This is a genomic window from Pseudomonas sp. PDM09 (genome assembly GCF_014852305.1).
Taxonomy (GTDB): domain Bacteria; phylum Pseudomonadota; class Gammaproteobacteria; order Pseudomonadales; family Pseudomonadaceae; genus Aquipseudomonas.
In genome coordinates this window covers 174,403-187,922 of the sequence record NZ_JACVBI010000007.1, presented here as the reverse complement: position 1 = coordinate 187,922, position 13,520 = coordinate 174,403, and the positions used below count along the sequence as shown (strand labels likewise).

General features: G+C 59.4%; 12 protein-coding genes. 10 read left to right on the top strand and 2 right to left on the bottom strand.

Annotated elements, in window-relative coordinates; genetic code table 11:
* The first annotated feature begins 242 nt into the window (after positions 1-242).
* From purE to IB250_RS18190, 4 genes are all read left to right on the top strand, one after another.
* On the top strand, positions 243-734 hold the full coding sequence (purE, locus tag IB250_RS18205; RefSeq protein WP_003196369.1) for a 5-(carboxyamino)imidazole ribonucleotide mutase: 492 nt from the start codon (positions 243-245) through the stop codon (positions 732-734).
* Positions 735-745: 11 nt separating this feature from the next.
* Positions 746-1,828, top strand: a complete 1,083-nt coding sequence (locus tag IB250_RS18200; protein WP_192345122.1) for a 5-(carboxyamino)imidazole ribonucleotide synthase — start codon at positions 746-748, stop codon at positions 1,826-1,828.
* Between the two features lie 100 nt (positions 1,829-1,928).
* Positions 1,929-2,180 carry a GlsB/YeaQ/YmgE family stress response membrane protein gene (locus IB250_RS18195; RefSeq protein WP_192345121.1) on the top strand — a complete coding sequence of 84 codons (252 nt, stop codon included), beginning with the start codon at positions 1,929-1,931 and terminating at the stop codon, positions 2,178-2,180.
* Positions 2,181-2,264: 84 nt separating this feature from the next.
* Positions 2,265-2,801: a DUF3299 domain-containing protein gene (locus IB250_RS18190; RefSeq protein WP_192345120.1), complete on the top strand. Its 537-nt coding sequence runs from the start codon at positions 2,265-2,267 to the stop codon at positions 2,799-2,801.
* Positions 2,802-2,927: 126 nt separating this feature from the next.
* Here IB250_RS18190 and IB250_RS18185 read toward each other — a convergent pair whose 3' ends face one another.
* Entirely contained in the window at positions 2,928-3,827 is a 900-nt protein-coding gene (locus IB250_RS18185; RefSeq protein ID WP_192345119.1) for a D-hexose-6-phosphate mutarotase, read from the bottom strand.
* 102 nt (positions 3,828-3,929) lie between these two features.
* On the bottom strand, positions 3,930-4,334 hold the full coding sequence (locus IB250_RS18180; protein ID WP_007896491.1) for an acyl-CoA thioesterase: 405 nt from the start codon (positions 4,332-4,334) through the stop codon (positions 3,930-3,932).
* Positions 4,335-4,842: 508 nt separating this feature from the next.
* Here IB250_RS18180 and IB250_RS18175 point away from each other — a divergent pair.
* The 6 genes from IB250_RS18175 (at position 4,843) to phoU (ending at position 13,397) form a co-directional block, all read left to right on the top strand.
* Positions 4,843-6,141 (top strand): MFS transporter, encoded by a 1,299-nt coding sequence (locus tag IB250_RS18175; RefSeq protein WP_192345118.1) that lies wholly within the window; start codon positions 4,843-4,845, stop codon positions 6,139-6,141.
* A gap of 239 nt (positions 6,142-6,380) precedes the next feature.
* Positions 6,381-7,379: a phosphate ABC transporter substrate-binding protein PstS gene (locus tag IB250_RS18170; RefSeq protein ID WP_192345117.1), complete on the top strand. Its 999-nt coding sequence runs from the start codon at positions 6,381-6,383 to the stop codon at positions 7,377-7,379.
* 501 nt (positions 7,380-7,880) lie between these two features.
* On the top strand, positions 7,881-9,914 hold the full coding sequence (locus IB250_RS18165; RefSeq protein WP_192345261.1) for an ABC transporter permease subunit: 2,034 nt from the start codon (positions 7,881-7,883) through the stop codon (positions 9,912-9,914).
* Positions 9,915-9,929: 15 nt separating this feature from the next.
* A complete protein-coding gene (gene pstA, locus IB250_RS18160) occupies positions 9,930-11,600 on the top strand; it encodes a phosphate ABC transporter permease PstA (RefSeq protein ID WP_192345116.1) in 1,671 nt (556 codons plus the stop codon).
* Positions 11,601-11,730: 130 nt separating this feature from the next.
* Positions 11,731-12,564 (top strand): phosphate ABC transporter ATP-binding protein PstB, encoded by an 834-nt coding sequence (pstB, locus tag IB250_RS18155; RefSeq protein WP_095052363.1) that lies wholly within the window; start codon positions 11,731-11,733, stop codon positions 12,562-12,564.
* A gap of 71 nt (positions 12,565-12,635) precedes the next feature.
* Positions 12,636-13,397 carry a phosphate signaling complex protein PhoU gene (phoU, locus tag IB250_RS18150; protein ID WP_008073516.1) on the top strand — a complete coding sequence of 254 codons (762 nt, stop codon included), beginning with the start codon at positions 12,636-12,638 and terminating at the stop codon, positions 13,395-13,397.
* Positions 13,398-13,520: the final 123 nt, after the last annotated feature.

Below are 13,520 nucleotides of genomic sequence, written 5' to 3'. Positions count from 1 at the left end.
AAGCCCGCTCCCACAGGGGGATTTGTGTCGATCTTTCGCTGACCTCCGAGTCAATAAAACCGGCACTTTGCGCCGTATGACAGATGGTCGTATCGGGGGCTGTTTATCTGCTTCATTGAGGTATACTGCGCGGCCTTCGGCCGGTTCGTCCGGCCATTTTTCGTACAATCAAGCCACGCATTTCTGCGTGGCTTGTTGTTTTTTGACGCGCCTGCGGGCGCCCAGAGAGAAGAGGCACGACGATGAGTGCACTGGTTGGCGTGATCATGGGCTCCAAGTCCGATTGGTCCACCCTTAGCCACACCGCCGATATGCTGGAAAAGCTCGGCATTCCTTACGAGGTGAAAGTGGTCTCTGCCCACCGCACCCCGGACCTGCTGTTCCAGTATGCCGAAGAGGCTGAGGCCCGTGGCATCGAGGTGATCATCGCCGGTGCCGGTGGCGCGGCCCACCTGCCAGGCATGTGTGCGGCCAAGACCCACCTGCCGGTGCTGGGCGTACCCGTACAGTCGTCGATGCTCTCGGGCGTCGATTCGCTGCTGTCTATCGTGCAAATGCCTGCAGGCATTCCGGTCGCCACCCTGGCCATCGGCAAAGCCGGCGCGATCAACGCAGCACTGCTCTCGGCGAGCATCCTGGGCGCCAAGCATCCGCAATTTCATACCGTGTTGAAGAAATTCCGCGCTGAGCAGACAGACAGCGTCCTGGACAATCCAGACCCACGCATCGCCTGAGGTTGTTGACGATGAAAATCGGTGTAATCGGTGGCGGCCAGTTGGGTCGCATGTTGGCGCTGGCGGGCACTCCGCTGGGCATGAATTTCGCTTTCCTCGACCCGGCGCCAGATGCTTGCGCAGCCGCGTTGGGCGAACACCTGCGGGCCGATTACGGCGATCAGGATCACCTGCGTCAACTGGCCGATGAAGTCGACCTGGTGACCTTCGAGTTCGAAAGCGTCCCGGCCGAAACCGTGGCTTTTCTGTCGCAATTCGTACCGGTGTACCCGAGCGCCGAAGCCCTGCGCATCGCTCGTGATCGCTGGTTCGAAAAGAGCATGTTCAAGGACCTGGGGATTCCGACGCCCGCGTTCGCCGACATCCAGTCGCAAGCCGACCTGGACGCCGCCGTGGCTTCGATCGGTCTGCCGGCCGTGCTGAAAACCCGCACCCTGGGTTACGACGGCAAGGGCCAGAAAGTCCTGCGCAAACCTGAAGACGTGATCGGCACCTTCGCCGAGCTGGGCAGCGTTGCCTGCCTGCTGGAAGGCTTCGTGCCATTCACTGGCGAAGTCTCGCTGATTGCCGTGCGTGCTCGCGATGGCGAAACCAGGTTCTATCCACTGGTTCACAACACCCACGACAGCGGCATTCTCAAGCTGTCCGTGGCCAGCACCGATCACCCGTTGCAAGCGTTGGCTGAAGATTACTCCAGTCGCGTACTCAAGCAGCTGGAGTACGTCGGCGTGATGGCGTTCGAGTTCTTTGAAGTCGACGGTGGCCTCAAGGCCAACGAAATCGCCCCGCGCGTACACAACTCCGGGCACTGGACCACCGAAGGCGCCGAGTGCAGCCAGTTCGAAAACCACCTGCGGGCTGTCGCTGGTCTGCCACTGGGTTCGACAGCCAAGGTCGGCGAGAGCGCGATGCTCAACTTCATCGGTGTCGTGCCGCCAGTAGAAAAAGTGATCGCGATCGACGACTGTCATTTGCATCACTACGGCAAGGCTTTCAAGGTCGGCCGCAAGGTCGGTCATGCCAGTCTGCGCTGTGCAGACCGTGAGACGTTGGCTGCGCAGATTCTCAAGGTCGAAGCGCTGATCGCCGAATAGTTTCATGTGGCAACGGCGGAACCTTCAGGGGCCGCCGTTCTCTGATGGCAGGATGCCAAAGTCTGTCTAGGCTATAGCCAATTAATCAGAGGGAAATGCCATGGGAATTATTGGAACCATCTTTATTGGCTTGATCGTCGGTCTGCTGGCTCGGTTTTTGAAACCGGGCGATGACAGCATGGGCTGGATCATGACCATCCTGCTCGGTATCGGGGGTTCGCTGGCGGCCACTTATGGCGGCCAGGCCCTGGGCATTTACCGCGCTGGCGAAGGCGCAGGTTTCATCGGTGCGCTGGTGGGCGCGGTGGTATTGCTGGTGATCTACGGCCTGATCAAAAAAAGAACTGATTGAAGTGACAAAGCCCTCTCTGCGCCATCGCCGGAGAGGGCTAGAATGCTCGGCGTTAAACCGTCCTTTCTTTTGCCGAGCACTTTCATGCGCCGTCTTCTGTTGACTCTTCTCTTCCTGGGCAGTGGTTTGGCCCATGCCGGCGAACTGCCGGAAACCGACTGGCTTGAACTAATGCCCAAGTCGGACCAGAAGGCCCTTGAGGCCATGCCCGAAATCGATCACAACTCACCGGAAGCCAACGGCACCTTTACCCAAAAGGGTGGCATGAAGCAGAGCAAGGGCTTGCCAGCGGTGATGTACTCGACCAAAACCGTGCCGTCGATGAACGACAAGCACATCCGCATTGGCGGTTATCCGGTACCGCTGGAATCCGACGCCAAGGGCCACAGCACACTGTTCTTCCTCGTACCGTATCCGGGCGCCTGCATCCACGTGCCGCCGCCACCACCTAATCAATTGGTGTTGGTGCGTTATCCGAAAGGCTTGAAGCTGAATGACATCTATACACCGCTGTGGGTGACCGGCACGCTGAAGATCGAGACGGTCAACAACGACTTGGCGGATGCGGCGTATGCGCTGGATGCGGCGCAGGTGCGAGTGGTCAAAGAGTCGGATTTGTAAAAACGCCAGGCGCAGATCAAAATGTGGGAGCGGGCTTGCTCGCGAAGGCGGTGTGTCAGGCAACGTTAATGTCGACTGATACGCCGCCTTCGCGAGCAAGCCCGCTCCCACATTTGTTTTGTGGTGTTAAAGGGATTTGCTGCCGACACTGACGCCCAAGGTATGACTTGCCCCCGGTGCCAGTGTCACCACATCACCCATCACATTCGCCGTTTCAATGCATAGCATGCGCTGCCAGCCATCGTCGGCCATGTCGCTGAATGCCGCGGCGCGGTCGATCCAGGGGTTCCAGATCACTGCAGAGCGCGAACCGCTGCTGGTCAGTTCGATGCGTCGTTCCCAGTGCGGGTCTACGATGCTCAGCTTCGGCGGGGTATTGAGATAGATGCGGTCGGTCTCGCCGGTAAAATGCAGATCACCGGTCTGGGTGACGGTTTTCCAGTCGTCCAGGGTTTCGATATAGCTCAAGCCATCCAGCCCTTCAACGTGTACGTTGCGCACATCGCTGACCGCGAAATAGCTATGCAGGGCCTGGCTGATGGTGACGTGTTCAGCGCCCTTGTTTTCGCTGGTCAGGCTGATGTGCAACTGCTCATCCAGACGAATGCTCAGCTTCAAGTCCACCTGATGTGGCCATCCTGGCAGGCCGCCTTCGGGGTAGGGCAGATTGAATTCCACCTTCAGGCTTTCGCCCTCGGTTTCGATGCCAACCAGTTCCCAGTCCATCGCCCGCACCAGCCCGTGGGCGGTCGGCGGTTCCTGGCTGACGCGCATGGCCTGGACACTCTGCGGGTTGCGCGACAGGTTACCAAACCACGGCCAGCACACCGGCACGCCAGCGCGGATGCTTTTGCCGGCCTTGAACACCGCCTCGTCGTTGAGCCAGATCAACGGAGGCTCGCCAGCCCGTTGATAACTGAGAATGTGCGCGCCTTGCTGGGCCACCAGCAATTCGGCCTGACCGTGGCGGATACGCCAGCAGTTCAGTTCATCCAGTTTCACGGCTTCAACGTTGGGCGTGCTCATGGGGCAACTCTCGATCAGGAACAGGACTGCAATGGACCGCAAAACGGTCGCCGGGTTTAACGCCCACTTTTTTTACGGGCTCCGGTTTTTACGAGCTTCGGTTTAACGGGCTCTAGGCGGAACCGAGCGAGTGCGGCCGCTGCCGTCGATGGCGACGAACACGAAGACGGCTTCGGTGACTTTACGCCATTCGCTGGACAGTGGATCGTCGCTCCAGACTTCGACCATCATCTGAATCGAGCTGCGACCGATTTCCAGGGCCTGGGTATAAAAGGACAGCTGCGCGCCCACCGCTACCGGCACCAGGAACGCCATGCGATCGATCGCCACGGTGGCTACGCGACCACCCGCCACCTTGCTGGCCATTGCGGTACCGGCCAAATCCATCTGCGCCACCAGCCAGCCGCCGAAAATATCGCCAAAGCCATTGGTTTCGCGCGGAAGCGCGGTGATTTGCAGGGCCAGGTCGCCTTGCGGGATTGGATCTTCTTGTTCGAGCTCTATCATGCCGGGGGTGCCTCTGACCCGTGACTCTTCATGTATGTAGCGGGTGAATAGCCGTCTTACGGCTCCGCGCGCAAAGTGCCTGCGCTCGGTCATGCTGCGTTAAAAACAGGCTCGGACGCTCATTTACAGCAGCAAACTCCGCGTCCTCGCCTGTTTTTGCCTTGCCTGACCTTCGCTCGGCGACTTTGCGCACTGGAGCCTTGGAAAAACGATTCAGCCCCGAACATACTACGTTCGTCACGTTTTTCGTAAGGCGCCTAAAGGGAAACTCTGCGAAATCGGCTGACAGGTGCCAACGACGGTTTCGCACAGCAACCCCTTACAAGCCGTTGCAATATTGGGAGTATATCGATCGGTAGACTCCGAGACGACCGTCCGGTTCTCATTTTGACCGTCAAATACGCGCCTCTATGTGCTTTTTCGAACAATTTGCTATCGTGCCGAACCTGCCCAAGCCTCCGCCAGCGTTGTTGAGGTTGCAGATCCGACTATAAGAGAAGCCCTTGCCATGACCACAGCGCCCTCGAGCATCGCGCAGCCCAGCCAATCCGCACGCCCGCTGACCCGCAACGACTATAAGACGTTATCGCTGTCTGCCCTGGGTGGCGCGCTGGAGTTTTACGACTTCATCATCTTTGTGTTCTTTGCCACGGTGGTCGGCAAACTGTTCTTTCCCGCCGACATGCCCGAGTGGCTGCGCCTGATGCAGACGTTCGGCATCTTCGCCGCCGGCTACCTGGCACGGCCATTGGGGGGCATCGTCATGGCGCACTTCGGTGATCTGCTGGGGCGCAAGAAGATGTTCACCTTGAGCATTTTCATGATGGCAGTCCCGACCCTGATCATGGGCTTGCTGCCGACTTACGCGCAGATAGGTATGTGGGCGCCGATCCTGTTGCTGTTGATGCGGGTAATTCAGGGCGCGGCGATTGGCGGTGAAGTGCCGGGAGCCTGGGTATTCGTTTCCGAACACGTGCCGCAGCGTCACATTGGTTATGCCTGCGGCACGCTGACCAGCGGCCTGACTGCCGGTATTCTTTTGGGCTCGTTGGTCGCTACCGCAATCAACAGCATTTACACGCCGGTGCAAGTGTCGGATTACGCCTGGCGCATCCCGTTCCTGCTGGGCGGCGTGTTTGGCCTGTTCTCGGTCTACCTGCGTCGCTGGCTCCACGAAACCCCGGTGTTTGCCGAACTGCAATTACGCAAAGCGCTGGCCGAAGAAGTGCCGCTGCGCGCCGTGTTGCGCGACCATCGCGGTGCGATTCTGATTTCCATGCTGCTGACCTGGCTGCTGTCCGCCGCCATCGTGGTGTTGATCCTGATGACCCCGACCGTATTGCAGACGGTCTATCACTTCGCGCCAACCACCGCCCTGCAGTCCAATAGCGTGGCGATAGTGCTGCTGAGCATTGGTTGCATCATTGCCGGCGCCCTGGCAGATCGTTTCGGCGCGGGACGAGTATTAGTGTTCGGCTGCGCCGCATTGCTGGCCAGCTCCTGGACCTTCTACCACAGTCTGGCTGAGCATCCCGACTGGCTGTTCCCGATGTACGCCATAACAGGCTTGCTGGTGGGCACCATCGGTGCGGTCCCCTATGTCATGGTCAAGGCATTCCCGCCCGTGGTGCGCTTCAGTGGCCTGTCGTTTTCCTACAACGTCGCCTACGCCATTTTCGGTGGCCTGACGCCGATGATCGTCAGCCTGCTGCTCAAGGAAAGCCCGATGGGGCCTGCGTATTACGTAGCGGTTCTGTGTGGCGTCGGGGTTCTGGTGGGGGCCTATCTTTGGAAGAAGGGTCGCTAAGCCGCCTCTTTGTACTGATCGTTCCCACGCTCTGCGTGGGAATGCCGCCATGGACGCTCTGCGTCCGCTTTTGAATGGGACGCAGAGCGTCCCGAGATGCATTCTCACGCAGAGCGTGGGAACGATCTATCGCTAGATGCTGGCCTTTCATCCAATTGTCATATTTCAGCCATAGAGTGTTCACACGGCCTGCTGATACTTGGCCCCGACTTAACACACCTATCTGCTAGGAGTAAGGCATGAAACTGAAGCGTTTGATGGCGGCAATGACTTTTGTCGCTGCTGGCGTTGCGACTGCCAACGCGGTTGCCGCTGTTGACCCTGCTATCCCGAGCTACACCAAGACCACTGGTGTGTCGGGCAACCTGTCCAGCGTCGGCTCCGATACCCTGGCCAACCTCATGACCCTGTGGGCTGAGAACTACAAAAAAGAATACCCGAACGTAAACATCCAGATTCAGGCTGCCGGTTCTTCTACCGCGCCACCTGCGTTGACTGAAGGCACCGCTAACCTGGGCCCGATGAGCCGCAAGATGAAGGACAACGAGCTGCAAGCCTTCGAAACCAAGTACGGCTACAAGCCAACCGCTATCCCGGTTGCTGTGGATGCCTTGGCGGTGTTCGTACACAAAGACAACCCGATCCAGCACCTGACCATGGAACAGGTCGATGCGATCTTCTCCTCGACACGTCTGTGCGGCGCTAAAACCGATGTGAAAACCTGGGGCGATCTGGGTGTGACTGGCGACCTGGCCAACAAGCCAGTGCAACTGTTCGGTCGTAACTCGGTATCCGGCACTTATGGCTACTTCAAAGAAGAAGCCCTGTGCAAAGGCGACTACAAGCCAAACGTCAACGAACAACCAGGCTCGGCTTCGGTCGTGCAGTCGATCAGCTCCTCGCTGAACGGCGTGGGTTACTCGGGCATCGGCTACAAGACCGCCAGCGTGAAGACCGTGGCCCTGGCCAAGAAAGGCAGCACCGAGTTCGTTGAAGACACTGAAGAAAACGCCCTGAACGGCAAGTATCCGCTGTCGCGTTTCCTCTACGTTTACGTCAACAAGGCTCCGAACAAGCCTCTGGCCCCGCTGGAAGCCGAGTTCGTGAAGCTGATTCTGTCCAAACAGGGTCAGGAAGTGGTTGTGAAAGACGGCTACATCCCGCTGCCAGCCAAGGTTGCTGCAAAAGCACTGGCTGACCTGGGTCTGCAAGAAGGCGGCAACGTCGCAAAAAAGTAAAACCCTAGGTCCGGGCTAAACCCGGACCTGTGTAGGAGCGAGGCTTGCCCGCCAAGGGATCGCCTCGTTTTCAAGGGAGAACCGAGGCGATCCCTTCGCGAGCAAGCTTCGCTCCTACAAAGGCTCAGGGTTGCCATGCTGGCAACCCGGCCCTCCCAAATTTCCGATCCACTGCCAGTTACCGCTGGCGGCGGATTTGTTGCGTCACTGCATTGTCATCTTTCTGTCATACAGGATCGCTAGGGTGTGCGCATGAATGATCTGGCCAACTCCACCATGACTACAAATCCCCCCAAGCGAATTGACTTCAATACGCCTGAGCTGCAACGCAAGCGCCGTATTCGTGCGCTGAAAGATCGCCTGACCCGCTGGTACGTCCTCGTCGGCGGCCTCGCCGTTCTTGGCGCGATCACCCTGATCTTTTTCTTCCTCGGTTACGTCGTTGCGCCGCTGTTCCAGGGGGCCGACCTGACCGCCAAAGACGCCATCACGCCCGCCTGGATGCAAGACGCCGGCAAGCCGCTGATGATCTCCATTGAAGAGCAGAACCAGGTCGCCATGCGGGTTTCCGACAAGGGCCAGGCATTGTTCTTTGATATCGACACCGGCGCCGAACTGCGCCGCGTCGACCTGCCGATCCCGGCCGGTACCAGCGTGACCTCCATCGGTGAAGATCAACCTGGCCAGCCATTAGTGGCCGTGGGCTTGTCCAACGGCCAGGTCCTGGTGTTCCGTCACACCTATAAAGTCAGCTACCCGGAAGGCAAGAAAACCATCTCGCCGGCCATTGAATATCCATACGGCGAAACGCCAATTATGCTGAACGAGGCGGGCGGCGCTCTGGAGCACGTCAGCCTCAACGCTACCGATTCGACCCTGCTGCTGGCCGGCTCCACGGCCGCGCAACTGCATGTCCTGTCGCTGACCAGCGAAGAAAACATGATGACCGGCGAAGTCACCAACGAGCAGACGCGCGTTGAGCTGCCGCAAATGACCGAGCCGGTGAAGAACATCTTCATCGACCCGCGTCAGCAGTGGTTGTACGTGGTCAATGGCCGCGCTCAGGCCGACGTTTTCAGTCTGCGCGACAAGAGCCTTAACGGGCGCTACAAATTGCTTGAAGACGGCAATACCGAAGTTACCGCTATTACCCAATTGCTGGGTGGCATCTCGCTGATCGTCGGTGACTCCAAAGGTGGTCTGGCCCAATGGTTCATGGCTCGCGACCCGGATGGCGAGCAGCGTCTGAAGCAGATTCGTACTTTCCAGATGGGCGCTGCGCCGATCGTTGAAATCACCGCTGAAGAACGTCGTAAAGGCTTCGTTGCCCTCGATGCGTCCGGCAAACTGGGGGTGTTCCACAGCACCGCTCACCGCACTTTGCTGGTGGATCAGGTGGTCGACGGCCAAGGCCTTTTCGGCATGTCGCCACGGGCCAACCGCGTGATCGTGGAGCAGGGCGGCAAGCTGCAACCGTTGCTGCTCGACAACCCGCACCCGGAAGTCTCGTGGAGCGCGTTGTGGAGCAAGGTCTGGTACGAGAACTACGACGAGCCTAAATACGTCTGGCAATCGACCGCGGCCAACACCGACTTCGAGCCCAAGCTGAGCCTCTCGCCGCTGACCTTCGGTACGCTGAAAGCTGCGTTCTACGCGATGCTGTTGGCCGCGCCACTGGCCGTTGCCGCCGCGATCTACACCGCATACTTCATGGCCCCGGGCATGCGTCGCAAGGTCAAACCGGTGATCGAGCTGATGGAAGCGATGCCGACGGTGATCCTCGGCTTCTTCGCCGGCCTGTTCCTGGCGCCGTATGTCGAAGGACATTTGCCCGGCATCTTCAGCCTGCTGATGCTCCTGCCGATCGGCATTCTGGTGGCGGGTTTCGTCTTCAGTCGCCTGCCTGAGTCCATCCGCCTGAAAGTGCCGGACGGCTGGGAAAGCGCGATCCTGATCCCGGTGATTCTGTTTGTGGGCTGGTTGTCGCTGTACATGAGCCCGTACATGGAAACCTGGTTCTTCGGCGGCGACATGCGCATGTGGATCTCCCACGACCTGGGCATCACCTACGACCAGCGCAACGCTCTGGTGGTCGGCCTGGCCATGGGCTTCGCGGTGATTCCGAACATCTACTCCATCGCCGAAGATGCCGTGTTCAGCGTGCCTCGGGGCCTGACCCTGGGCTCCCTGGCCCTCGGTGCCACACCGTGGCAGACCATGACCCGCGTGGTGATCCTCACCGCCAGCCCGGGCATTTTCTCGGCGCTGATGATCGGTATGGGCCGCGCGGTGGGTGAAACCATGATCGTGCTGATGGCCACCGGTAACACCCCGGTCATGGAAATGAACCTGTTCGAAGGCCTGCGCACCCTGGCGGCCAACGTTGCGGTGGAAATGCCTGAGTCGGAAGTCGGCGGCAGCCACTACCGCGTGCTGTTCCTCTCGGCGCTGGTGCTGCTGTTGTTCACCTTCATCATGAACACCCTCGCGGAACTGATTCGTCAGCGTCTGCGCAAGAAATACTCGTCGCTTTAAGAAAGGTAGAAGTCTGTGAAACAGAACTCCCTGAATGGATGGTTCAAGAGCGGCGCCCCCGGCGTCTGGATCAGCGGTGGCGCGGTGTCCATTGCGGTCATCATGACCATTGGCCTGCTGGCGGTGATTGCCGTGCGCGGTCTGGGTCACTTCTGGCCGGCGGACCTGATACACGCCAGTTACGACGTGCCGGGCCAGGCCAACCACCTCGTCATCGGCGAAGTGGTGCAGAAGGAAGAAGTGCCACGCGAGCGCCTGAAAAGCGCTGGGCTGCCGGTGCCCGATCAAGGCCCGGAGTTCATGACCCGCGAGCTGATCAAGGTCGGCAACCGTGATCTGAACGGCACCGACTTCACCTGGATTGTCGGCGAGTGGCTGACCAACCAGAAAACCCCGCCTGAGCTGATGGCCATCGAGCGTCGCGAGTGGGGCAATTTCTACGGCTACCTGGTCAACGTCAAACAGGATGGCAAGGTCATCGCTGAGGGCGAGGCCGCATGGCCTGAGTTGCAGGCGCGTGTCGATCGCGTCAACCAGCTCGCCGCACAGCTCAAGACCCTGGAAAAGGTCGACATCGGCGCGATCAACGCCGGTCTCGAACGTGTGCGTCTGCACGGTCGCAAACTGGAACTGGACGGCCGTCTCGACGCTGCCGCGCAAGCAGACCTGGAGTCCGAGCGCGCTGAGCTGAATGCCCGTTATCAGGAAATCGAAACGCGTCTGAATGATCTGCACGCTCAGTTCAACCGCGACAGCCTGACCGCTCGCGACGCGAACGGTAAAGAGGTCGAAATCGGCATTGGCAAAGTGGTTCACGCCTACCAGCCGAACGCCATGGGCACCTTCACCAAGATCGGCTTCTACTTCAGCAAGGTCTGGGAATTCCTCAGTGACGACCCGCGTGAAGCCAACACCGAAGGCGGGATTTTCCCGGCGATTTTCGGCACTGTGATGATGACCCTGATCATGGCGATGATCGTGACGCCGTTCGGCGTGCTGGCGGCGGTCTACCTGCGTGAATATGCACGGCAAGGGCCGATGACCCGGCTGATCCGCATCGCGGTGAACAACCTGGCGGGTGTTCCGGCCATCGTTTACGGCGTGTTCGGTCTGGGCTTCTTCGTCTACGTACTCGGCGGTTCGGTCGATCGGTTATTCTTCCCTGAAGCACTGCCGGCGCCGACATTTGGTACGCCGGGCCTGCTCTGGGCCTCGCTGACCCTGGCCCTGCTGGCAGTGCCGGTGGTGATCGTGGCCACCGAAGAAGGCCTGGCGCGGATTCCTCGCACCGTGCGCGAAGGTTCGTTGGCTCTTGGCGCGACCAAGGCCGAAACTTTGTGGAAGATCGTGCTGCCAATGGCCAGCCCGGCAATGATGACCGGCATGATCCTCGCCGTGGCCCGTGCCGCCGGTGAAGTGGCGCCGCTGATGCTGGTGGGTGTGGTGAAACTGGCGCCATCGCTGCCGCTGGATGGCAACTACCCGTACTTGCACCTGGACCAGAAGATCATGCACTTGGGCTTCCACATTTATGACGTCGGCTTCCAGAGCCCGAACGTCGAAGCCGCTCGGCCACTGGTCTACGCCACCGCATTGCTGCTGGTGCTGGTGATCGCCACGCTCAACTTGTCGGCGGTTTATATCCGTAACCATCTGCGCGAAAAATACAAAGCGCTGGATAGTTGATTTCTTATGTGGGAGCCAGCTTGCTGGCGATGGCATCACCGCGGTTTACAGATTGACCGCGTTGCCTGAATCGCCAGCAGGCTGGCTCCCACAAAAACCGAACCGAATTTGTTAGCACAGGGAGCCTCCCATGCAGCACGAAGCACATACTCACGGCATCAACATGTCGGCCCTGGGCCGCGACAAACAGAGCCTGAGCCTCGAGCAGGAAACCGTGGCCATCGAAGTACCGGGCCTGAGCCTGTTTTATGGCGACAAACAGGCGCTGTTCGACGTCAGCATGAACATCCCGAAACAGCGCGTGACCGCCTTCATCGGTCCGTCCGGCTGCGGCAAGTCCACGCTGCTGCGCACCTTCAACCGCATGAACGACCTGGTGGACGGCTGCCGCGTCGACGGCGCGATCAACCTCTATGGCAACAACATCTACCGCAAGGGCGAGGATGTGGCCGAGCTGCGTCGCCGGGTCGGCATGGTGTTCCAGAAGCCTAACCCGTTCCCGAAAACCATCTACGAAAACGTGGTTTACGGTTTGCGCATCCAGGGCATCAACAAGAAACGCATCCTCGACGAAGCCGTCGAGTGGGCGTTGAAAGGCGCGGCGCTGTGGGATGAGGTTAAAGACCGTCTGCACGAGTCGGCACTCGGCCTGTCCGGTGGTCAGCAGCAACGTCTGGTGATTGCCCGCACCATCGCCGTGGAGCCGGAAGTACTGCTGCTCGATGAACCATGCTCGGCACTCGACCCGATCTCCACGCTGAAAGTCGAAGAACTGATCTACGAACTGAAATCCAAGTTCACCATTGTTATCGTGACCCACAACATGCAACAGGCCGCGCGGGTTTCCGACTACACGGCGTTCATGTACATGGGCAAACTGGTGGAATTCGGCGACACCGATACTCTGTTCACCAATCCGGCGAAGAAGCAGACCGAAGACTACATTACCGGTCGTTACGGCTAGGAAGCTGTTGTTGCTCACTGAACTGACGCTGCGGTCCACCGCACCTTACCGGACGCTCCAAGGACGCCAACATGATTAGTAAAGAAGGCCTTACCCATCACATCTCCCAGCAGTTCAACGCTGAGCTCGAGGAAGTGCGCAGCCACCTCCTGGCCATGGGCGGGCTGGTCGAGAAGCAGGTCAATGACGCGGTCACCGCGCTGATCGAGGCCGACTCCGGCCTGGCCCAGCAAGTGCGCGAGATCGACGACCAGATCAACCAGATGGAACGCAACATCGACGAAGAATGCCTGCGCATTCTGGCCCGTCGCCAACCGGCGGCGTCGGACTTGCGTTTGATCATCAGCATCTCCAAATCGGTGATCGACCTGGAGCGCATCGGCGACGAAGCCACCAAGATCGCCCGCCGTGCCATTCAGTTGTGCGAAGAAGGCGAAGCGCCGCGCGGTTACGTCGAGGTTCGCCATATCGGCGACCAGGTGCGCAACATGGTTCGCGATGCGCTGGACGCGTTTGCCCGCTTCGACGCCGACCTGGCGTTGTCGGTGGCGCAGTACGACAAGATCATCGACCGCGAATACAAGACCGCGCTGCGCGAGCTGGCCACTTACATGATGGAAGACCCGCGCTCTATATCGCGGGTCTTGAGCATTATCTGGGTGCTGCGTTCACTGGAACGAATCGGTGACCACGCGCGCAATATCTCGGAACTGGTGATTTACCTGGTGCGCGGCACCGACGTGCGTCACTTGGGCCTCAAGCGCATGAAGGAAGAAGTTGAAGGCACAAGTGCCGAAACCGCTAATGTTCCGGGCAAAGCTGACGATAAGTAAGATTGCCCCTAGGAAAGCGCCCGGCCCTTTGGCCGGGCGTTTTTGTTTGCGTGGCCTTCGTATCGAAAAGCCGATTAGAAAAGCAGCACCCGCGAACGAAAAGTCCCGGCGTGACTGAAGAGT

What these genes read in the sequence shown, in the direction of transcription:
- purE (WP_003196369.1), top strand. Translation starts at nt 243, where the DNA reads ATGAGTGCACTGGTTGGCGTGATCATGGGCTCCAAGTCCGATTGGTCC.
- IB250_RS18200 (WP_192345122.1), top strand. Translation starts at nt 746, where the DNA reads ATGAAAATCGGTGTAATCGGTGGCGGCCAGTTGGGTCGCATGTTGGCG.
- IB250_RS18195 (WP_192345121.1), top strand. Translation starts at nt 1,929, where the DNA reads ATGGGAATTATTGGAACCATCTTTATTGGCTTGATCGTCGGTCTGCTG.
- IB250_RS18190 (WP_192345120.1), top strand. Translation starts at nt 2,265, where the DNA reads ATGCGCCGTCTTCTGTTGACTCTTCTCTTCCTGGGCAGTGGTTTGGCC.
- IB250_RS18185 (WP_192345119.1), bottom strand. Translation starts at nt 3,827, where the DNA reads ATGAGCACGCCCAACGTTGAAGCCGTGAAACTGGATGAACTGAACTGC.
- IB250_RS18180 (WP_007896491.1), bottom strand. Translation starts at nt 4,334, where the DNA reads ATGATAGAGCTCGAACAAGAAGATCCAATCCCGCAAGGCGACCTGGCC.
- IB250_RS18175 (WP_192345118.1), top strand. Translation starts at nt 4,843, where the DNA reads ATGACCACAGCGCCCTCGAGCATCGCGCAGCCCAGCCAATCCGCACGC.
- IB250_RS18170 (WP_192345117.1), top strand. Translation starts at nt 6,381, where the DNA reads ATGAAACTGAAGCGTTTGATGGCGGCAATGACTTTTGTCGCTGCTGGC.
- IB250_RS18165 (WP_192345261.1), top strand. Translation starts at nt 7,881, where the DNA reads ATGCAAGACGCCGGCAAGCCGCTGATGATCTCCATTGAAGAGCAGAAC.
- pstB (WP_095052363.1), top strand. Translation starts at nt 11,731, where the DNA reads ATGCAGCACGAAGCACATACTCACGGCATCAACATGTCGGCCCTGGGC.
- phoU (WP_008073516.1), top strand. Translation starts at nt 12,636, where the DNA reads ATGATTAGTAAAGAAGGCCTTACCCATCACATCTCCCAGCAGTTCAAC.